This window comes from Pseudomonas sp. LAMO17WK12:I5 (assembly GCF_900215165.1).
GTDB classification, from domain to species: Bacteria; Pseudomonadota; Gammaproteobacteria; order Pseudomonadales; family Pseudomonadaceae; genus Aquipseudomonas; species Aquipseudomonas putida_A.
Window position 1 is genome coordinate 126664 of record NZ_OBDS01000009.1, and the last position, 21775, is coordinate 148438.

General features: G+C 59.7%; 17 protein-coding genes. 5 read left to right on the forward strand and 12 right to left on the reverse strand.

The features are described from left to right. The first annotated feature begins 89 nt into the window (after window positions 1-89). Window positions 90-1385, forward strand: a complete 1296-nt coding sequence (gene gbcA, locus CRO59_RS17345; protein ID WP_027610658.1) for a glycine-betaine demethylase subunit GbcA — start codon at window positions 90-92, stop codon at window positions 1383-1385. A 69-nt stretch (window positions 1386-1454) separates the two neighbouring features. Here gbcA and CRO59_RS17350 read toward each other — a convergent pair whose 3' ends face one another. The 11 genes from CRO59_RS17350 to CRO59_RS17400 form a co-directional block, all read right to left on the reverse strand. Beyond that, window positions 1455-1742: a hypothetical protein gene (locus tag CRO59_RS17350; protein ID WP_064589561.1), complete on the reverse strand. Its 288-nt coding sequence runs from the start codon at window positions 1740-1742 to the stop codon at window positions 1455-1457. Between the two features lie 28 nt (window positions 1743-1770). Next, window positions 1771-2397, reverse strand: a complete 627-nt coding sequence (locus tag CRO59_RS17355) for a hypothetical protein (RefSeq protein WP_064589562.1) — start codon at window positions 2395-2397, stop codon at window positions 1771-1773. Window positions 2398-2926: 529 nt separating this feature from the next. After that, on the reverse strand, window positions 2927-4171 hold the full coding sequence (locus tag CRO59_RS17360; protein ID WP_097089060.1) for a metallophosphoesterase: 1245 nt from the start codon (window positions 4169-4171) through the stop codon (window positions 2927-2929). A gap of 25 nt (window positions 4172-4196) precedes the next feature. Beyond that, complete coding sequence (locus CRO59_RS17365) at window positions 4197-6065, reverse strand: hypothetical protein (protein WP_097089058.1); 1869 nt, start codon at window positions 6063-6065, stop codon at window positions 4197-4199. A gap of 208 nt (window positions 6066-6273) precedes the next feature. Beyond that, complete coding sequence (locus tag CRO59_RS17370; protein WP_097089055.1) at window positions 6274-9726, reverse strand: GMC oxidoreductase; 3453 nt, start codon at window positions 9724-9726, stop codon at window positions 6274-6276. 1071 nt (window positions 9727-10797) lie between these two features. Continuing rightward, window positions 10798-11568: an electron transfer flavoprotein subunit beta gene (locus CRO59_RS17375; protein WP_097089053.1), complete on the reverse strand. Its 771-nt coding sequence runs from the start codon at window positions 11566-11568 to the stop codon at window positions 10798-10800. Window positions 11569-11578: 10 nt separating this feature from the next. After that, window positions 11579-12799 carry an electron transfer flavoprotein subunit alpha/FixB family protein gene (locus CRO59_RS17380; protein ID WP_097089050.1) on the reverse strand — a complete coding sequence of 407 codons (1221 nt, stop codon included), beginning with the start codon at window positions 12797-12799 and terminating at the stop codon, window positions 11579-11581. Then, complete coding sequence (gene dgcB, locus CRO59_RS17385; RefSeq protein ID WP_097089049.1) at window positions 12799-14748, reverse strand: dimethylglycine demethylation protein DgcB; 1950 nt, start codon at window positions 14746-14748, stop codon at window positions 12799-12801. The genes CRO59_RS17380 and dgcB overlap by 1 nt, the downstream gene beginning before the upstream one ends. A gap of 153 nt (window positions 14749-14901) precedes the next feature. After that, a complete protein-coding gene (gene dgcA, locus CRO59_RS17390; protein ID WP_097089047.1) occupies window positions 14902-16962 on the reverse strand; it encodes a dimethylglycine demethylation protein DgcA in 2061 nt (686 codons plus the stop codon). A 15-nt stretch (window positions 16963-16977) separates the two neighbouring features. Continuing rightward, window positions 16978-17508 carry a DUF5943 domain-containing protein gene (locus CRO59_RS17395; protein WP_007926354.1) on the reverse strand — a complete coding sequence of 177 codons (531 nt, stop codon included), beginning with the start codon at window positions 17506-17508 and terminating at the stop codon, window positions 16978-16980. A gap of 213 nt (window positions 17509-17721) precedes the next feature. After that, the gene (locus CRO59_RS17400) at window positions 17722-18699 is read right to left on the reverse strand and encodes a dipeptidase (RefSeq protein WP_007962626.1); all 978 of its coding nucleotides are present in this window, start codon (window positions 18697-18699) and stop codon (window positions 17722-17724) included. 234 nt (window positions 18700-18933) lie between these two features. On the opposite strand from CRO59_RS17400, the gene CRO59_RS17405 reads away from it, so the two are divergent. The 4 genes from CRO59_RS17405 to CRO59_RS17420 all read left to right on the forward strand — a co-directional run bounded on the left by CRO59_RS17405 (window position 18934) and on the right by CRO59_RS17420 (window position 20554). Further along, window positions 18934-19335 carry a lysozyme inhibitor LprI family protein gene (locus CRO59_RS17405; protein ID WP_097089169.1) on the forward strand — a complete coding sequence of 134 codons (402 nt, stop codon included), beginning with the start codon at window positions 18934-18936 and terminating at the stop codon, window positions 19333-19335. A gap of 212 nt (window positions 19336-19547) precedes the next feature. Then, on the forward strand, window positions 19548-19802 hold the full coding sequence (locus CRO59_RS17410; protein WP_097089045.1) for a type II toxin-antitoxin system RelE/ParE family toxin: 255 nt from the start codon (window positions 19548-19550) through the stop codon (window positions 19800-19802). Next, entirely contained in the window at window positions 19786-20109 is a 324-nt protein-coding gene (locus tag CRO59_RS17415) for a helix-turn-helix domain-containing protein (protein WP_096795712.1), read from the forward strand. The genes CRO59_RS17410 and CRO59_RS17415 overlap by 17 nt, the downstream gene beginning before the upstream one ends. A gap of 28 nt (window positions 20110-20137) precedes the next feature. Continuing rightward, complete coding sequence (locus CRO59_RS17420; RefSeq protein WP_027610648.1) at window positions 20138-20554, forward strand: DUF3010 family protein; 417 nt, start codon at window positions 20138-20140, stop codon at window positions 20552-20554. A gap of 139 nt (window positions 20555-20693) precedes the next feature. On the opposite strand, the gene CRO59_RS17425 is transcribed toward CRO59_RS17420, so the two are convergent. Beyond that, the gene (locus CRO59_RS17425) at window positions 20694-21638 is read right to left on the reverse strand and encodes a GlxA family transcriptional regulator (RefSeq protein ID WP_095121415.1); all 945 of its coding nucleotides are present in this window, start codon (window positions 21636-21638) and stop codon (window positions 20694-20696) included. Window positions 21639-21775 lie beyond the last annotated feature (137 nt).

Genomic DNA, 21775 nt, shown 5'->3' on the forward strand with positions numbered 1-21775 from the left:
CCCACACCAAGACGAATTCTTTACACCTTGCGTAGCAACCCTGATCAGCCACTTTCGCGGCCACGCAGATGGCCTTGAGGAATACATCGATGGACGTCACCGCAAAAATCAGCCTGGGCGATCCGCTGGAACCCGCACGCAAGGCCACCGCACAGATGCTGCAGGAGCGCGAGCGCACTTTCTCGCTGCCGCAGCCGTTCTACAGCGACGAACGCCTGTTCGATATCGACATGCAGGAGATCTTCCAGAAAGAGTGGTTGATCGCCGGCATGACCTGCGAGATCCCGGCCAAGGGCAACTACCTGACCCTGCAGGTCGGCAAGAACCCGATCATCGTCATTCGTGGCGCCGACGGCGTAGTCCACGCCTTCCATAACGTCTGCCGCCACCGTGGTTCGCGTCTGTGCACCAGTGAAAAGGGCAAGGTTGCCAAACTGGTCTGCCACTACCACCAGTGGACCTACGAACTGGACGGGCGCCTGCTGTTCGCCGGCACCGAGATGGGCGCCGACTTCGACATGAAGCAGTACGGCCTCAAACCGGTGAACGTGAAGACTGCCGGCGGCTACATCTTCATCAGCCTGGCGGAGAATCCGCCGGCCATTGATGACTTCCTGTCGACACTGAACCACTACATGGAACCGTACGACATGGAGAACACCAAGGTGGCGATCACCACCACCTTGATGGAAAAGGCCAACTGGAAACTGGTGCTGGAAAACAACCGCGAGTGCTACCACTGCAACGCGTCGCACCCGGAACTGCTGAAAACCCTGCTGGAATGGGACGACGTCACCGACCCGCGCGCCGATCAGGCGTTCAAGGATCACGTCGCCGCGTCCGCCGCTGCGTGGGAAGCCGAGAAAATCCCTTACGCCCACGCCAGTTTCGGCCTGCGCAACCGCATCGTGCGCATGCCGCTGCTCAAGGGCACCGTGTCGATGACCCTGGACGGCAAACAGGGCTGCGCCAAACTGATGGGCCGGATCAAGAACCCCGACCTCGGCTCGATGCGCATCCTGCACCTGCCGCACTCGTGGAACCACTGCATGGGCGACCACATCATCGTCTTCACCGTGTGGCCGATCAGCGCCCAGGAAACCATGGTCACCACCAAATGGCTGGTGCACAAGGATGCGGTCGAAGGCGTGGATTACGACGTCGAGCGCATGCGCCAGGTGTGGGACGCGACCAACGATCAAGACCGGCGTCTGGCCGAAGAGAACCAGCGCGGGATCAACTCCACGGCTTATCAGCCAGGGCCGTACTCCAAGACCTATGAGTTTGGCGTGGTCAACTTCGTGGATTGGTACAGCGAGCGGATGCTGAACAACCTTGGGGCCGAGCCTGCGCCGTACCTCAAAGGCGTGCCTGTTCAGGGTTGAAAATCGCCAGTGCCGACAATAAAAAACCGCGAGCACGCTCGCGGTTTTTTTATTGCAGCCGTGGCACCGTTACCAGTTCCAGGATCTGATGATGCTCTGCGCCGCCTCGAAGATATTGTTCACATCAGCGGCACTCGGCGGACGTTTATAGTCCGGGTCGATTTTTCTTTGCAGCGCATCGTACAAACCATCGATCTTTTCTTCGGTTCGTTTCTTGTCGCGAAGTCGAAGAGCATCGAGCTTTGCTTTATTTGCATCAAGCGCCCGATTTTCTTCAAGATTGATTGCGCGACACCACTCGCCTTCAATAGGATCGATAAACGGCGGTGGCCCGATGGGTTTAAATGGTTTGATCATTAAACACCTCACAGACCATAAAATGGCTTCAGGAGAACCAGCCTCCAATCCAACTGACGACCGAATTGAAAGTATTGGTAATTTTCTCCCAGACATTCTTCAGCCAACTGAGGATCTTCTGGCCAATCTCGATAAAGAAGTCACCGATCTTGTTGAGTACGCCATTAAAGAGATTGCCAAAGTTTTCCATAAAACCAATAACCGCATCGGCACTGGCCGGAAATTTGTCAACTTCATTGATGGCCGCGTCGTAGATTTTGTCGATTCGCTCTTCGGCAGCCTTCTGGTCACGTTTACGCAGCTCCTCAAGTTTTTCCTTGTAGGACTTGGTATCGGTCGACCCGGAATTCTGGAACGCTTCGGTGGCTTTCACCAGCCCTTTTTCCGATTGATTCGACTGTCCTTCTCCTGCTTCCCTGGCTTCTTTTTCCAGCCTTTTCACACCTGGATCATTGGCGCCATTACTCAGATAAAGGCTGCGCAGGTGAATCTGTTGCAGGCGTGGCGAAGCCATCAGTACGCCTCGTGCCGCACCCGACGAGCGTTTCTTGGCATGAACGCGCATTTCGTTCAGCAGTTCGACATAAGCCTCTTTCGACGGAGGAACGGCCGCTTCGGCGACCGACTTGACTTTTGACTTGGCTGCTTCAGACATTTTGGAACTCCTTGTAGTGTTGTATTTATCGCACTTGGTGTTGTGCCCCGGCAGACAAATGCTGCTGATGAAACCGGCAGACAGCACTCGTCAAAAAACTCATACTCCGCCCATGCAACTGCTCGTTGTCTTTTTAATTCCGGCAATTATCAAACAGCATCCCACATGAAATACGCGCGAATTAAACAGCTTTCGCAGCGCCATCCCGAAATGGATTAATCACAAAGTAGGGTTTCTTGATAAAAAGCCAATAAATTGACTAAAAGTACTCCATTACAAAAAAACTCCTGCATTGAACCCGGCGGAATTTATTGCTGAACAATTTTGTTCAATTCCTCACGTGCAGCCAAGTAAAGTCGCAGCCACCATACCTGTCAAACTTGCCAATAGAACTATCGGAAACTGTTTCTATTTTGATTCGGCATATACCGACAACCAAACCCTTTAACTAGCCAGCACAAGAGGAGTTAAGGTTTTTATATTTTCAATGCATGAAAAGGCGTGCGGTACAGATACCGCAGGCGCCCGGTCATGTGGATGACCACCTCACACTGCCATCCTCGCCAATAAACTCCTCGAAAATCTCCTTCCCCACCAACCTGATTTTCGCGTACCCGTTCAACACCCGCAGCGGATAGTCCGGATCCTTCGCATCCTGGGTCTCGGAAAACAGTATCCGTGGATGCCCGTTCAGCTCGCTGGTGGTGCCATAGGGAATCGCTCCGTGCCCGGCACAGCGCGCATGCAGGCTGCCCTGGGTGGCGTAGACGATGCCATTGTGCAGATGCCCCCAATACCAGTAATCCGGCTCGCGCCCCAGTGCATCGCACACCGGTTGATACAGCGCGGTCTTGTTGTGTCCGGTGATATCAAAACCCTGATGATGACTGAGCACCATGAGCTTCTTGCGTTTGGGCAAGCCCTTCATCCAGGCGATTTGCGGTTCGTTCAGCGTGCCGTCCATGTACAGGTTCATCACGTCCGAGGCATAGGCCGTGTCCAGCCCGACAATCAGCCAGTCGTCATTGATCAAGGCAAAGTAGCTGGTGCCCTGCTGCCCCGGAAAACGCGCGGCCAGTTCCTTGAAGTAACCGTGGGCGCCGCTGTACATCTCGTGGTTGGAATTGAGGGTGAACGAGCCGTGGGTGCCCATCGGCCAGCCCGACATGTCGGTGTCCTCCTGGGAGTGGGTGCCCGCGTAATAGACATCCCCCAGGTGAATGGTGAAGTCGGCATTGGCCAGTTGCATCTGGTTGGCCACCGACACCGCCGGCGCATGGCTGTTGAACGGCCCGGTGCCCCAGTCGCCGGCAATCGCCAACGTCACTTCGCGATCCATGGTCACCAGCGCCGGGTCGGTGCCGAAGGTCGCGTGGTGACGCAGGTTTTCGATCCATTTGAGCAGCGCCTCGCTCCACAGCAGATCCAGCAGTTCCCACTTGCGGCAGCCGAGCAGCGTGCCGTCCTTGAGCACTTTGGTTTGCAGTTGATCGGGGGACTGCGGCAATGGCGTCGCATTGCCGATGCGCAGGATCGACAACCCGTGGGACAACTCCCACGGCACCGCCGGTTCATCGCCCGGCAACTCACCGTTTTTCAGCACGTACTGCGCCTGATCGTGACCGCGCTGCAGCAGCTTGATGATCGCCTGAAACTCCTGCGGTTCCAGCTCGCTGATGAGCTTCATCCAGGCCATTTCCATGCGCGTGAACAAGCCGTGAATGCGCAGTTTGACCTTGTCGTACTCGTGTTCCCAATGACTGACCAATGACATGGCGTAATCCTCTATCCGTAAGGGCTCACAGGGTTTTCATGAATTCGATCAACGCACGTTTGTCGTCGTCCGACAGCGTGGTGCCATACAGGTGACCGCTGTTGTGGTTGCCCTCCAGTCGGGTGTCGTATTTGAAATCCGCCGAGGCTTTGGCCTGAGCGCCCGTGGTGACGAAACCGACGTTGACCGGGTCGTAGACGTCGGAGCCGGTGATGAACACCACCGGACGTTTTTCCGGCGGTTGCAGCAGGTCCCACAGGGTCGGCACCGAACCGTTGTGCAGGTACGGCGCGCGCAGCCAGATGCCGTCAGTCGGCGTGTTGCTGTAGCTCTGGGTCTTGCGATAGGCACCGAAGTCGAACGGCGGCTTCTTGAAAGTGTGGAACGCGGTCACCAGACCGGTGGTGAACGAGTCCAGCCGATGTGGATCGGTGCCGAGTTGATCGATATTGGTGGTGACTTGCCCGGTGTCGGCGCGACCGAAGTCGTGGCACGCGGCGCAATTGGCATCCCAGATCGGCTTGCCTTGCGCGACTTTCGCCTGATCCAGCGCCCATGGCCACGCCGGCGCCTTGTGCCCGAGCAGCCAGTTGGTCACTCGGTTGAAGCTCGGCGGCAGCACCGACTCCGGCGTTGCGCCCACGGCCATCGCGGCGGCGTAGTTGCGCTCGTGGATCTTGTTGTTATTGCCGTCCCAGTGCAGGTACATCGATTCCCGCGGCTTCTGGTTCCACACTTGCGGCAGATCGACGGTGCCGATGGTCGAGTCATCCGGGAAGCCGAACACCACCATTTTCGTCGGGTTGAAGGTGTCGGTGCGGCCCGGGCCCTGTTGCGGACGCAGCTTCTGCCAGGCGTAGGCCTGTTTCTGCTTGAGCAAAGCGCTCTTCGCCATCGGAATAATCAGATATCGGTTGTAGAGCTTCTCGAAAAAGCCCAGTTGGAATTTGCCGTTGATCGCCGCCATCACCGCGTCGGTGGTGAATTTCGGGTCGCTGGCGCAATCGTAGGCGAACCACTGGAAGGCCTGCAGTTGCAGGGTGTTGGCCGGCGCGCTCGCCACGTTGACCGCGACGTCGCTGGCATTGGCCCGGTAGGAACCGGTGTGGCACAGCGCGCAGTTCGGTTCCACGGTCGGGTAACCGATCTGCCGCTTGGCCATGCCGATCGGCAGGTCCTTGCCGTTCTCATAGAGAAAGCCGAGGACTTCCCAGCCGCCGGGTTTGGGCAGTTTTTCCGGGCACATCTGCGGCAGCACGGCGAACAGGTAATACGGGATCCGCGCTTCGATGCCCAGGCCGATGGCGGCGTATTTGTAGTGATCTTCGTCGGAGGCGTATTCCTGCTCCGGCACCACGCGCAGCATCTGGTACCAGGTCTGGTAACCGATGAAACCGAGCAGCGCCAGTACGACCAAGGTACCGATCTTGAAGGCATGGCTCTGCCATTGCCGCGCCCAGGCCGCGCGCCACTCGCGCCAGCCGTCGCACAGCAGCGCCCATGGCCGGTTCGCGGGCGTGGTGCCGAGGTACAGCAGAATACCGAGGATCAGGAAGAAGCTCAGATCGCCCATCAGCATCGGCACGAACACCGAACCCTGAATGCTCGTATTGATCAGGTAAATCCAGAACATCACGGCGATCAGCCGCGTCAGCACGCACAGCCAGGAATGCACCACATAGCGCGGCGCATTGAAGCCCGACGGCATGTAAAACACGCTGATGCCCACCAGCAGCATCCCGGCGTTCTCCAGCCACGGGTCGGAGAGTTGCGGCGGCAGACCGACCACCGATGTCAGCAACCCCGGCGCGAACAGCGCCGGGATCGCGAACACCATGTTCATTGCAATGCCGATCCAGATGAAGCGTTGAAACCAGCGGATGTAGGTATCCATGTCATCCATTTCCTTCTGACCACCAACCAGCGATGTCCCCTGTGGTGAGGGGATTTATCCCCGACGGGTCGCGAAGCGGCCCCAAACCCTGCCAGCGCGGTATGTCAGGATCACCGCGCGCTCAGGTTTTACGACTGCTGCGCAGCCGATCGGGGATGAATCCCCTCGCCACAGAGAATCTCCTCAACACAGAAATCAGTAATCGATCTCAGCCGAGGGCCGTTTTCTCCAGGTGCTCAAGGATGAGCGGATACACATCCACCACCGCGTTCTTGCCGAACATGCAGTCGATGTGGCCGTAACCCGGCACTACGTGCCGGCTGTAGCGCTCCGGCCCGTGGACTTCGCAGACTCGCTGGTAGGTCTTGAGCGTGCTTTCCGGCAGGTAACACTGGTTCTCCGCGCCGCTGATAAAGCAGATCGGCATTGTCAGCCGCTCGAAGTGCGGCATGTACACATCGTTGCCTTTGAAATCCACCAGATGCCCTTTGCGCACGATCAGCGCCAGGTGCTCGAAGGTCTCGATGTTCGACTCGCCGAACAGCTCGTGCAGGTTGTCGTGCAGGGTTTCATTGAGCGTGTCGTGGCGATACAGCGAGGCGTACATAAAGGTGATGCGGTGGCACACCGGGTTGGTGCAATAACCCTGCGCCTCGATCCGCGCGTAGCCGTTGAGGGCCTTGTCGTAGAGGCGGTTGAACCAGTTCTCCTTGCTGTCGGCGTAAGCCGTCATCGATTTGATACCGATGGCATCGAGCATGCCCGGCAAGTGCAGACCAGCCTTCAACCCGGTAGCCGTGGCAACCACAGTGTCAGCGGCAATCTGCGAGCAGACCACCGAGCGCACACCCTGCAGCCCTGCCAGCAACGACATGAAGAATGTCGTCGCGCCGTAGCAATGCACCACGCACTGCACGTCTTTGGCCTGCGTCTCCTGCTGAATTTGCGCAATGGCAGCCTTGAAGTCGTACTGGGCGATCTGGTCGCCATTCCACTCTTTCTTGCTCGCCGGCAGCAGAATGCTCACCCGGAAATCCAGCAGCCACACGTCATAGTCGTGCTTGCACAGGTACTCCAGCAGGTTGGTCTGGATGGTGTCGGTGGAAAAGATATTCGAGCCGACGCCCAGGCCATGCACCAGCATCACCGGGCCTTTGCTACCGGCCTGATAACGGGTCAGGCGCAGCTCGACGCCGTCCTCGGTGGGGAAGAAATGCACCGCCGGGATCGGCGCATCCAGTGGCCGTTTCAGGCGTGGCGGCGCGTCGGGGTTGAAGTAGATATCGCCAGCGAAGACCCCGCCGTAACTCTCCCAGAGAATCCCGGCGAAGAACTTGCCGAAGCGCGCCAGGCCTTCGATGCGCTCGCGCTCGTTACGCGCGTTGAGCACTTTCATGGTGGTCATCTGCTTGGCGAAATCGGTCGGATGAATGTGCATCACCCCGGAGCCGATCACCTCGCCCGACTTGTCCGGTCCGCGATACAGCGTCACGTACAGGGTGCTGGTGTCGTGCCAGATATTCAGCACACCGTTGTCTTCCGGCACGGTTTTGAAGGCACTGAAGAAGTAATCGCTGCCGTCCTCGGCGGTCAGTTTCATGTCGTATTTCATGTGCCGTGTGTCGACCTGCTGCTCGAATTGTTCGAACAGGTTGAACACGCCGTTGCTGGCGGTCAGCGGTTGCGGCGACAGCGCCGGGGCATTGACCGTACCGACAATGGTCGCGGCGTGCTCCGGTTCCTTGATCATCCGGTTGAGGTCGTTGGCGGTGATGGTCAGGGTAAAGTCGATCGGCGAATTATCTGCCTCACCGCGTTTGGCCGCCGCTTCGTAGACTTTCAGATCGGTGCTTTGCGCGGCGGTGAAGGCGCGGGAGAAATAGCCTTTCATGGTTTCGGTGAACTGCACGCCGAGAGTCGGTGGTGCCACCTGTTTGCGCGGTGCCGACGGCAGCGTGTAGTCGATCTTCCAGCCACGGTCGGCGGCCAGCAGGCCCATGTTGCGTTCACTCACAGCGGAGATGGTCAGCAGCGGATTGACCGCCAGCGAAGTCGGAATCACCGCGCCGTCAGTCACGTAGAGGCTGGCGTAGACATCAGTGCCGTTGGCGCCGCTGAACACCTGGCCCTTGTGATTGACCACGCCTTGCGCGGCGTCCTCGCCCATCACGCAACCGCCCAGCGGATGCACCGAGACGATGCTGTGCTTGAGCAGTTGGGTCCAGATCGGATTCTCGACCCAGACCCCGCCCAGTGCCTTGGTACTCTGGTACAAACGTTCGTTGCCGAGCTTGAAGTTTTCCTGCTCGCCGACACCCGGCCAGTCGATGCGCAACTGGTCCTTGTTGTCGAGAATCATCCGGCCCTGGCCACTGTCGTGGCTCATGATCAGGTAGGTCTGCATATTGTGCAGCGCGCCGTAATAGGGGCCGCGCAGGAAGCTTTCGGCCTCGCGCTCCTTGTAGCCGAGCTTGCCGCTGAAACTGTCGTCCGTGGCCTTGCCGATCAACTCGGCAAACCCGGCCATTGCCGGCACCATCGGCCGGCCGAGGGCGCCGGGGATCGAACCTTCCTCGATGACCATGCGGCTGCGCCAGTCACCGTCGGTGCGCAGGTCGATGATCGAGGTGATGCACGGGCCGACCGGGTGCAGCTCCTTGGCCGAATGCGCGCCGAAGCCGATGCCGTTGATGGTCTGCTCGCAGTTGTGGCCGAAACCGAGGATGTCACCGTTACCGCTCATGTTCTCGCCGAGCTGACCGGACATCACCAGCCCCTTGTCCCGCGAACGCAGCAGGATCTCGGTAGAGCCGAGGGTGCCGGCGGAGACCACGACGATAGCGGCCTTCACGAACAGCGTCGGCGCGTCGAACTTCTCGCGACCGCTGTCGAGGTACTGGAAGTGCACGATCCAGCCATCGCCGTCGCGCTCCAGATGCCGCACCTCAGCCTGGCAGAAAATCTCCGCGCCATGGTTCCAGGCATCCGGCAGATAGTTCATCAGCGTGGTGTTCTTGGCCTTGTTGTTACAGCCCGAGACGCAGTCGCCGCACTGGTTGCACGGCAGTTGCTCGACGCCGACGTGGTTGAGGTTGTTCGGCAGTTTGTCGAAGGTCACGTTGATCGGTGGCTTGTAGAAATGCGCGCCTTGCTTGAGGTAGTCCGCAGACTTTTTGTTGGCGTCGAGCTTGGGCAGGTTCGGTGCGTTGTTCGGGTACGGATTAGGCTTGAGCATTTCCCGGGCACGGGCGTAACCGTCCTTGAGCAGCGTATCGCGATGATCGCGTACCGCCTGCGGCCAGCGTGGATCCTCGAACACCCCGGGTTCCGGCTCCAGGGCAACGTTGGCGTTGATCAGCGATGTACCGCCGAGGCCGCAGCCGACCACCACGTTCTGCTGGGCATTCACATGCAGGTCGAACAGCCCGGTGCGCGAGCCAATGTGGCCGTCCGGGTCATGCACCTGCAACTCTTCGGTCGCGGCGATCATGGTGTTGGGGTATTCACCGGGCTGGATTTCCCGCCCGCGTTCGAGCAGGCACACCTGCTTGCCGGCCCGGGACAGGCGCGACGCAGCAATGCCGCCGCCATAGCCGGAGCCGATGACGATCACGTCGTAGTGTTCCTTGATCTCGCTGATGGGCGTTGCGATGCGTGTCATGAGGGTGTTCCTCTTCTCAGGCAGATGGGGCAACTCTGCGGTTGCCTGCAATCTATGGGCGAACGGGCACCTGGCCTCCGGGTCGAGCCCGGCGACAGCACAGCGGTTAAAGCAGGAGGTCGCTACAGACGAGCGCGTTGATTGGCCGCACGACGTAAGGTGCGCTTGCGTGGCGAGGGGGGATGGCGATGTGGGCGGCTATCCATCATGCGTTCTCCCAGAACCTGATGTGGATAAGTGACGGCTGTCCTTGTGCCATTGCAGTGAAGACAGCGCAGGAATCGAAGTCAAGGCAACGGTTTAGAACTGTATGAAATCTGATCAATTGCGGTTTGGACTATACCGGGCGGGCCTTGCAGGGTTTGGCAAACAAGTTATCCACATAACCGCCCACAGCAATTGGGGGTAACTGTGGATGACTGGAAAAATAACTCGCTGATTTGTGAATAAAAATCGTGACTTATCCAGAATGATGGTTTGCCAGACACATTGGCTATTTTTTGATCAAGTCTTTGTAAGCCACGGTTTTCATGGCTTGTAGAGGATGGCGAACACGTTATCCACAGAAGCACCAACAGAGTTCGGGGGTAACTTCGCGGCGGCTGTGGAAAAGCGCTGAGGGCTGTGTGAAATCGCGGTCTACACGGGGATTATCAGCTTTAAAAGCTTAATCGATCAATTATTGATCAATCCTATACAGGCCACGTTTTATATGGCTTGCAGCGGACAGCGAACATCTTGTCCACAGAAGCGCCAACAGAGATTGGGGGCAACTCTTGGCGTTATGCAGGAGAAAAAGCCCGGAAAAACCGTGACTTAGGCTGGTTGTTTTTTGAGCTGGAGCCTGGAGGGCTTGATTGGCGTGGGGTACAGGGATGGGCGAACACGTTATCCACAGATCCGCCAACAGGGATTGTGGGTAAACACACTGAGATCTGCTGCCCCTTAACCAATGTGGGAGCGGGCTTGCTCGCGAAAGCGGTGGGTCATTCAACTTTGATGCAGCTGAAACGACGCTTTCGCGAGCAAGCCCGCTCCCACAGGGGGTTCAGAGTCTGGAAGAAGGTGTCGCTAGCGAACGACGCCTTCTTCGATCAGGAGTTTGAGGATCGCTTCCGCCCCGGCCTGCGCTGTAACGCCCTTGAGCACTTGTCCACCACCCCCACTGGCCTTGGCCGTCGCCGCTTTCATACGGTCCGCACCGCTTTTGGCCTTGATCACCTTCAAACGTTTCGGCCGTGGCTTGGCCGGTTGCAAGGTGGCAATCGCGAGCAACTCATCGTCCACCACTTCGATGTCTTCAGCCTGCAAAACTCCGCGTCGCGCCGGACCGTAGGCACTCTGTCGAGGTTTGGGCGCGGCGTTATCCACAGTCGCCAGAAACGGCAGCTTCACCTTCAACCGCCGCCGCTGCCCACGGGGCAAGGCTTGCAGCACCAGCGCCGAACCATCATTGATCGACTCGACCTGCGCCAGCCCGACCACCAGCGGCCAGCCCAGCCCTTCGGCGAGCAAGAACGGCAACATGCCCGAGCCTTCGCCGGTTTCCGCCTGACTGCCGGTCAGCACTACCTGGGCGCCGGCATCACGCAGATACGCGGTCAGCGCCGGCAAGGCGTCGGCGCCAGCGGGTTGCTCCAGCACATGCAGCTGTTCCAGGCCCATGCCCAGATAGGCGCGCAGTGCCGGTTCCGCGACATCCCCGGCATGCAGCACTTGCAGGTTATCCCCAGCCAGTTGCAGGCCCAGTTCTACGGCGCGCGCGTCCTGTTCGGCGCGGCGTGGCCGGCCCGAGGTCGGATGGGCACCGATGGAAACCAGACTGATGATCTTTGTGCTCATAACCCGTTCCTTAAGCCGCATCGCGCTTGGCTTCGTTGCGGTAAGCCGCTACCGCCGCGATCAACGCCTGAAGAATTTCCGCGCTCTCGCCAATCACCGACAGGTCGGCGCGTTTGATCATGTCGCAACCGGGGTCGAGGTTGATCGCCACCACCTTGTCACAGGCACCGATGCCCTGCAGGTGCTGGATCGCCCCGGAGATACCCACAGCCACATAAACCCGTGCGGTGACCCAAGTGCCGGACGCGCCGACCTGCCGATCACGGGCCATGAAGCCATCGTCCACCGCCACCCGCGAGGCGCCTTCGGTGGCGCCGAGCGCCGCAGCGGTCTGGTGGAACAGCGCCCAGTCCTTGACCCCGTTGCCGCCAGAGAAAATGAACTCGGCTTCGGCCATCGGAATCGCCGCCGGGTCCACCGCGACCGCGCCAAGATCCTCGATGCGCGACAGGCTGCGCGCCACCGTTGTGGATAACTCCACCGGCAGTGCCTCATGACGGGTTTCGCTGACCGGTTCCGCGCATTCGGCTGCGGCCAGAATCAAGCGTGCGACCGGACGCGCCAGATCTTGCAGGCCCGCGCCAGCGCGACCGATGCATTCCTGATCCTTGACTTGCCAGACCCGCGTTGCCGGCCGTTCGCCCAGTGCCGCGGCAAAACGCCGACCGAGTTCACCGCCACCGCTGCGGCTGTCCGGCAGCAGCCAGTGACGCGGGTTGAACTGGTTATCCACAGCCCGCAAGCCCTGCACCCGTTGCTCCGGTGCATAACCGCTGAATTGGTCGCCCTCCAGTACCAGCAAGCGATCGACGCCGGCCGTGGCGAAGGCGTTCTCTTTGTGTTCGCCAAACACCACCGCCAGCACCGCGCCGTCGTTGCCGGCCAATTGATGAGCCAGGCCCAGCAAGTCGCGGTCGTGGCTGCTCAGGCGGCCGCCGACCATGTCCGGCACCACGCTGATGTAGAACGCCGGGGCTGGCACCTGATGCAGCGGCAACTGCACTTCAACCGTGGCCGAGCGTTTGACCGCCCCGCCCTGTTGCGCGCCGCTGCGGTCGATACGCTTGATGCCGTTGGGGCCGATGAATCCGATGCCGTGCAGGTTCTTGCGGATGACACCATTGGGGCCCATCCAGCTGTGTTGCGCCGGTTGCATCGCCGCGTGCAACGGGTGCAGGCGGTTACGCGCAATCCATTCGGCGCGCGGGTCGCGGCGGATAATGTCGCTCATCAGTGGGCCTCCGCAGGTTCACGTTTGGCCGGTGCAGTCGGCTTGTTCGGCGCGGCGTCTTCGAGCAGCGCGTCGGCCACCAGCTCGGCGATGTCCTTGATCAGCGGACGCGGTTCGACCACGCCCTCGAGCATCGCAGTGCACTGTGGACAACCTACTGCCACCAGCTCGGCGCCGGTCTCGCGGATATCATCCATGCGCATGTCGGGGATCCGCTGCTTGCCGGGAATGTCGGTGATCGGCGCACCGCCACCGCCGCCGCAGCAGCGCGAACGGAAGCCGGAACGTTGCATCTCTTTGACCTCGATGCCGAGGGCGCGCAGCACTTCGCGCGGTGCCTCGTACTCGCCGTTGTAGCGACCGAGGTAGCACGGATCGTGGTAGGTCACGCTGTTGCCTTTGTGCTGACCGAGATTGAGCGCACCGGCCTGAATGATTTCCGCCATGTAGGTGCTGTGGTGCTGCACCAGGTAGTTGCCGTCGAACGCGCCGTACTCGTTTTTCAGCACATGGAAGCTATGCGGATCGCAGGTGACGATGCGGTTGAAGCTGTATTTGGCCAGGGTCTGGATATTGCGTTTGGCGAGCAGCTGGAAGGTCGCTTCGTCGCCTAAACGCCGGGCCACATCACCGCTGTCACGTTCTTCGAGGCCGAGCACCGCAAAGTCGACCTTCGCGGCTTTCAGCACTTTGACGAACGCACGCAAGGTGCGCTGGTTGCGCATGTCGAAGGCACCGTCGCCGACCCAGAACAGCACGTCGGTGGATTTCTTCTCGCTGAGCAGATTGAGGTTCAGATCCGCCGCCCAGTTCATCCGCCCGCCCGGGGCGAAACCGCCGGGGTTATCGGTAGCGATCAGGTTTTCCAGGACTTCGGCGCCCTTGTTCGGGGTCGAACCTTTTTCCAGAGTCAGGTGGCGGCGCATGTCGACGATGGCGTCGACGTGCTCGATCATCATCGGGCACTCCTCGACGCAGGCGCGGCAGGTGGTGCACGACCACAGGGTTTCGGCATCGACCAGACCATTGACGATAGGTTGATGCGGATTGCCGCTGTGCTCACCGATTGGCTTGCCCGGATAAGGGCTACCGGCAAACTTCGCGTCAGTGCCGCCAGCGAGGCCGACGACCATGTCCTGAATCAGCTTTTTCGGGTTCAGCGGCTGGCCGGCAGCGAAGGCCGGGCACGCCGCTTCGCACTTGCCGCACTGCACGCAGGCGTCAAAACCGAGCAACTGGTTCCAGGTGAAATCCTTGGGTTTTTCCACGCCGAGCGGCGCGCTTGGATCATTCAGATCCAGCGGTTTCAAACCGGTGGAACGACCGCCGCCAAAGCGCTCGGCGCGGCGGTGCCAAGCCAGGTGCAGGGCGCCGGCGAAGGCGTGCTTCATCGGCCCGCCCCAAGTCATGCCGAAGAGCAGCTCCGACACGCCCCACAAAACGCCGAGCCCGAGAATCGCCGCCAGCAGCCAGCCGCCGAAGTTCTCCGGGAGAATTCCGGCCACCGGCAGGGTCACCAGGAAGAACGAGGCGGAGAAAGCCAGCAGGCTTTTCGGCAGGCGCATCCACGGGCCTTTCGACAACCGTGCCGGCGGATTGAGCCGGCGCCGATAAACGAAGAGCGCACCGACGAACATCACCGCCGTCATCAACAGCAGCGCATAGCCGAGGATGCGGTTATGCAGGCCGAAACCGTGCACCAGAATCGCCAGCACGATCGACGCTACCGCACCACCGGCCGTGGCGACGTGGGTGTTGGCGATGTATTTGTCCCGCGCCACCACGTGGTGCAAGTCGACCATGTAACGCTTGGGCATGGCCAACAGGCCGCCGATCAGATCGACCTTCGAGGCCCGGCCCCGACGCCACATGGCCACCCGCCGCAACGCACCCAGCACCGCAAGGGCCAGGGCTGCGAACAACAGGATTGGAAGAAGGGTGTTCAACATGGTGAAGCTCCCACCAGTACAGCCTAGAGAAACACGGTCCGCTTTACTGTGGGAGCGAGCCTGCTCGCGAAAGCGCTGGGTCAGTCGACATCATCGTCAACTGACAGATTGCATTCGCGAGCAGGCTCGCTCCCACAGGGTTTGGTGCAAGTCTTAGAAGTCTTTGCAAAGGCGCAACGCGTCGTAGATCGCAGCATGGGTATTACGCTGCGCCACGCAGTCGCCGATGCGGAACAGCAAGTAGCCGTCGCCGGTTTCGCTCAGCGAAGGTTGCGGCTGGATCGCGAACAACGCTTCGACGTCGATCTGGCCCTTGTTGCGCGAACCCTCTTTGAGCGCGTAGTAGATTTCCTCATCCGGACGCACGCCGTTTTCCACCACCACCTGATCGACCACCCGCTCCTCTTTGGCGCCGGTGTATTCGTTCTCCAGCACCGCCACCAGTTTGTCGCCTTCGCGGTAGACCTTTTCCAGCATCATGTCGCCGGTCATGATCACTTCTTTCGGGTACATGCTGCGGTAGTAAGTCGGGAACGATGTACCGCCGATGGCCACGCCCGGTTTGATGTCGTCGGTGACGATCTCGACCTGGCTGCCCTTGTCAGCGAGGAAGTCGGCGACCGACATCCCGGTGAACTCGCAAATGGTGTCGTAGACCAGCACGTTCTTGCCCGGCGCGACCTTGCCGTCGAGCACGTCCCAGCTGCTGACCACCAAGCCTTCGGCGGCGCCCCAGTGTTCGTTCTGCTCAAGGAACGGATGCCCACCGACCGCCAGCACCACCACGTCCGGACGCAGATCGAGGATGGTTGCCGCATCGGCCGCAGTGCCCAGACGCAGGTCGACTTTCAGCCGCGCCAGCTCCAGCTGGAACCAGCGGGTGATGCCGGCGATCTGGTCACGTTGCGGCGCTTTCGACGCGGTGGTGATCTGCCCACCGATGAATTCTTTCTTCTCGAACAGGGTCACGTCGTGGCCACGCTCGGCAGAGACGCGTGCTGCTTCCATCCCGGCCGGGCCGGCACCAACGATCACCACTTTGCGTTTGACGCCTGTGGACTTCTCGATGATGTGCGGCACGCCCATGTATTCACGAGAGGTCGCGGCGTTCTGGATGCACAGCACGTCCAGACCTTGATACTGACGATCGATGCAGTAGTTGGCGCCGACGCACTGTTTGATCTGGTCGATCTGGCCCATCTTGATCTTGGCGATCAGGTGCGGGTCGGCGATGTGCGCGCGGGTCATGCCGACCATGTCGACGTAACCGCCTTCAAGGATGCGCGTGGCCTGGTTCGGGTCCTTGATGTTCTGCGCGTGCAGCACCGGCACCTTGACCACTTCCTTGATTCCGGCCGCCAGGTGCAGGAACGGCTCCGGCGGATAGCTCATGTTCGGAATCACGTTGGCCAGGGTGTTGTGGGTGTCGCAACCCGAGCCGACGACGCCGATGAAATCGAGCATGCCGGTGTCGTCGTAATACTTGGCGATTTGCTTCATGTCCTCGTGGGACAAACCATCCGGGTGGAACTCGTCACCGCAGATACGCATGCCCACGCAGAAGTCGTCACCGACCTCGGCGCGCACGGCTTTCAGCACTTCCAGGCCGAATTTCATGCGACCTTCGAAGCTGCCACCCCATTCATCGGTACGCTTGTTGACGCGCGGGCTCCAGAACTGGTCGATCATGTGCTGGTGCACGGCCGACAGCTCGACGCCGTCCAGGCCACCGGCCTTGGCGCGGCGCGCCGCCTGGGCGTAGTTGCCGATCACCCGCCAGATCTCTTCCGGCTCGATGGTCTTGCAGGTCGCACGGTGCACGGGTTCACGGATACCCGACGGCGACATCAGGGTCGGCCAGTGGAAACCATCCCAACGCGAGCGTCGGCCCATGTGGGTAATCTGGATCATGATCTTGGCGCCATGCTTGTGCATGGCGTCGGCCAGGTTCTGGAAGTGCGGAATGATCCGGTCGGTGGACAGGTTGACCGAACTCCACCATTGCTGCGGACTGTCGATGGCGACCACCGACGAACCGCCGCAGATCGCCAGGCCAATGCCGCCCTTGGCTTTCTCTTCGTAGTATTTGACGTAGCGCTCGGTGGTCATGCCACCGTCGGTCGCGTAGACCTCGGCGTGCGCGGTGCTGAGCACGCGGTTGCGGATGGTCAGTTTGCCGATCTGGATCGGCTGGAACATTGCTTCGAAAGCCATGGCGGGTTCCTCGACTTACAACGGCTTGACGGTGAACAGGCCGTCGTCGTGGCCTTCTTCGGAGCCACCGTAGACTTGCTCGGCAACCGTACGAATCTTGCTGCCGCGAGCGGCGAGGATCTGGTCCATGGCGCCGGCAAACCAGCCGGTGAACATGTAGTCAACCTTGCGCCCGACCTTGCCGTAGACGTAGACGAACGCGGAGTGTTCGAGCTTGACGCTGGCGGTGCCTTTGTCGAGGTCGATGTCCTGAATCTTGAACAGGCCCCAGCCGCGTTGCGACAGGCGCTTCATGTAGTGCTCGAACACCGCGACGCCTTCCAGGCCGTGGCACTCGGCTTCTTTCTCACACCAGTGCCAGGCGGACTTGTAGCCGGCCTTGTAGAGGATTTCGGCATAGGCGTCGGCGCCCAGCACTTCCTCGATACCCATGTGGTTGTTGACGAAGAAGTGACGCGGCACGTAGAGCATCGGCAGGGCGTCGGAGGTCCAGACACCGGTCTCGCTGTCGACTTCGATTGGCAATTGCGGGGCGATCTTGGCCATGGAAACTTAACTCCAGAAAATTCGTGGTTGGTGCCGAGCGAAGCTTTTGCTTTGCTCTTATAAACAAGCCGTATGAATGACTTTGGAGCCGTAGCGAGCACGTCGAGAGCAAGGAAGGACCGGAGCGACAAGCGAGACAGTACGGGACGTACGGCGAGTTTGGCGCGAGGACCTGACGCAGCTATCGGCGAGCGGAGTAGGCTCCAGAGTTATTCATTCGCCCCAGACGTCTTTGAGGACGTTCACCCAGTTCTCGCCCATGATCTTGCGCACCACACGCTCGGAGTGGCCGCGCTTGAGCAGGGTTTCGGTCAGGTTCGGGAACTCGCCGACGGTGCGGATGCCCAGCGGATTGATGATCTTGCCGAAGCTGGTCAGACGACGGGCGTAGCCCTTGTCGTGGGTCAGGTATTCGAAGAAGTCCTGGCCGTGCCCCTGGGTGAAGTCGGTGCCGATGCCGATGGCGTCTTCGCCGACGATGTTCATGGTGTATTCGATGGCTTCGGCGTAATCGTCGATGGTCGAATCGATGCCCTTGGCGAGGAATGGCGCGAACATGGTCACGCCAACAAAACCGCCGTGGTCAGCAATGAACTTCAGTTCAGCATCGGACTTGTTGCGTGGGTGCTCTTTCAGACCCGACGGCAGGCAGTGGGAATAGCAGACCGGTTTTTTCGATTCGAGGATGACTTCTTCGGACGTCTTGGAACCGACGTGGGACAGGTCGCACATGACGCCGACGCGGTTCATCTCGGCGACGATTTCGCGACCGAAGCCCGACAGGCCGCCGTCACGCTCGTAGCAGCCGGTGCCGACCAGGTTCTGGGTGTTGTAGCACATCTGCACGATGCCGACGCCGAGCTGCTTGAACACCTCGACATAGCCGATCTGGTCTTCGAAGGCGTGGGCATTCTGGAAGCCGAAAAGGATGCCGGTCTTGCCCTGCTCCTTGGCGCGACGGATGTCGGCGGTGGTGCGCACCGGCATCACCAGGTCACTGTTTTCGCGGATCAGCTTCTGGCTGGCGGCAATATTGTTCACGGTCGCCTGAAAGCCTTCCCACACCGACACAGTGCAGTTGGCCGCCGTCAGACCGCCCTTGCGCATGTCTTCGAACAGCTCGCGGTTCCATTTGGCAATGATCAGACCGTCGATAACGATGCTGTCGGCGTGTAATTCGGCTGGGCTCATCAGGCGTCCCCTTATTGGCGATTCATGCGCCGAATCGTCTGCCGGCGCTTTGGGGCCAGCATATGCCTCGGTGCCGGGGCGACCGGGTGCAAAAACGACAGGGGAATTGCCGAAAGCGTCAATCCGCGACAAAGGGTCGCCAGGCGCTCCGATCAGCTACCTGTTCAAGCCCGCACGCTTGAGCCAGAATCTGGCGCATCTTGGATACATCACTGGATTAGAGCGGCGACAACCATGAAATCGATCTTCCTGGCTTTGGCACTGATGGCGACCGGCGTACACGCCGCCGAAGAGACCGACAACAACCCGTGCGACGCGGTGGAAAACGACGTCCAGACCCTGGAATGCTCGACCTACAGCCGCAGCACCGCCGAAGACCTGCTCAAGGACAACTACGCCAGCCTAAACGAGCGCATGCAGACCACCTACGGCAAAAACGCCGCGCAACTGGCCGACATCACCGCCAAACTCAAAACCGCCCAGCAACAATGGCTGAAAACCCGCGACGCCGATTGCGCCGTGGAAGCCTTCCCGGCCACCGAAGGCAGCAAAGCGTTCAAGATTGCGCAGAATGACTGTGTGGCGCGGATGAGTGACGAACGGTCGGAGTTTTTGGAGTCGATTGGGCAGGAGTGATCCTGAATGTTCCGCTGAAAGCTGGAACTGCCTCCAGCTTTCAGCCGCACTATCCCCTCTTCCTACAAAGTACTCCGACCTCGCCTACACAAATTTCTTGAACGCCCGAAGCTGCGGGCCTTTCACGCAACATGCTGTCAACGATTGTTGATTGGCCTCCGAAGAAACATAAGCAAAGATTCGCGAATCTTATAAAAGACTTATATTCTTCCATGAACAGCATCCACTGGACGCGAAAGGCCGTTAAGCAACTCTTGAAATTGCACACCGTTCATCAGGTAAAGGTTCGAGATGCCGTTACGTCGCTCGCCGACATGCCTGATGTGGGCAATGTCAAAGCACTGATTGGCCATGACTACGCCTACCGCCTGCGCGTCGGCAATTATCGAGTCATGTTTGACTGGGATGGCGCAATCAAAGTGATCAATATTCAAGAGGTCAAGAAACGCGATGAACGCACCTACTGACATCCAAATCATCAACGACGCTGAAGGCAACCCAGCCTTCGTCGTCATCCCTTACGCGCAGTACATTGCGCAGAAAAAGCAGCCCGACCTGATTCCCCATGAAGTCGTCAGTCGGATGGTCGACGGGGCGACACCGATCCGTGCCTGGCGTGAATATCTCAACTTGACTCAGGAAGAAGTCGCCAAACGCATGGGTATTTCACAACCGGCGTTTGCTCAGCAGGAAACAGTCGCCAAGCCTCGCAAGGCCACACGCGAGAAAATTGCCGCAGCGTTCGGCATCACCGCCAATCAGCTTGAGTTGTAGGCTGCCCTCTTTATTCAAAGGAATTCCCATGAACATCTGCGGCATCGAAATCAAAGGCAGCGAAGCGATCATCGCCGTGGCCTCCCTTGACGGGGCAACGCTGAGCCATGTGGCGCTCAACACCAAGAAAATCGCCCTCGACGATGATGACGAGGCAGCCAACGTCAAACGCTTCGCGGCGCAGGTCGCTTCGTTTGTGCGCGAGCATTCGATTGACCGGATTGCGATCAAGAAGCGCAGCAAGAAGGGTGAGTTTGCCGGTGGGCCGACCACGTTCAAGATCGAAGGTGTGTTTCAGTTGCTGGAGGGGTGCGAGGTAACGCTATTGTCGCCGCAGACGATCAATGCGCAGGCCAAGAAGCACAACTTTGAGCTGCCGGGGACGTTGAACAAGTATCAGCATGAGGCTTACAAGGCGGCGTGTTCGGCGTTGGTGAAGAAGTAACCTTTTCTTCAGACACTGAAGATCAAAAATGTGGGAGCGGGCTTGCTCGCGAATGCGGTGGATCAGTCAACTCATGTTTCGACTGACACTCCGCTTTCGCGAGCAAGCCCGCCCCCACATTGGTTTTGTGTGCATCCATTCAAGCTTGGGCGGTACGCCGGTCTTCGCGGGGGCAGCGAGCGAACCTCGCTCGATAGCTGCGGGTGAAATACGACGGTGATTCAAAGCCGCAGGCGATGCTGACTTCGAGCACGCTCATATCGGTCTGGCGCAACAGCTGCCGGGCCTTTTCCAATCGCAGACGCAGATAAAAATTGCTCGGCGTATCGTTCAGATGCAGCCGAAACAAGCGCTCCAGCTGCCGCCGCGTGACCTTGATCGATTCCGCCAGTTGCAGCGTGGTCAGCGGTGGTTCGCTGTGTTGCTCCATCTCGCCAATCACTTGCACCAACTTCTTGTTGCTGATGCCGTAGCGCGTGGCGACTTCCATGCGCTGGTGGTCCTTGCGCGGACGAATCCGCCCCAGCACGAATTGTTCGCTGACCTGAATCGCCAGTTGCGGGCCGTGGGCCTGGGCGATCAGATCAAGCATCAGATCGATAGACGCCGTGCCGCCCGCCGAGGTGATGCGCCGCCGGTCAATCTCGAACAGTTCCTGAGTCACGCTGAGCTGTGGATAAGATTCCTTGAACGCATCGATGGCTTCCCAGTGCAGGGTCAGGCGATGGCCGTCAAGCAGGCCGGCCTCCGCGAGGACGAAGCTGCCGGTGTCGATAGCGCCAAGGGTCACGCCTTCGTTGTCCAGGCGGCGCAGCCAGTGCTCAAGGGTTGGCGTGGCGAACTTCAGCGGTTCGAATCCGGCCACCACTAACAGCGTCGCACCTTTCTTCAGCGGCTCCAGCGCCGCGTCGGCGTTGACCGACATGCCATTGCTCGCCAGCACTGCCCCGCCATCGGCGCTGAGCACGTGCCAGCGGTACAGCTCGCCACGAAAACGGTTGGCTACCCGCAGCGGTTCGATCGCGGAGATAAAGCCGATGGCGGAAAACCCCGGCATCAGCAGAAAGTAGAAATCCTGGGACATGGGCGCACTCGGTTAGCGGGTAGCGTGGATCGTTGATACGCCGATTGTCGTCAGCGTTCAAGCGCACAGGTCGCTACAGTGCAAGAGCCAGTCGCCGCAGTGCGCTTTCAAAGGCCTACAGCTGCGTAACTTTGCAT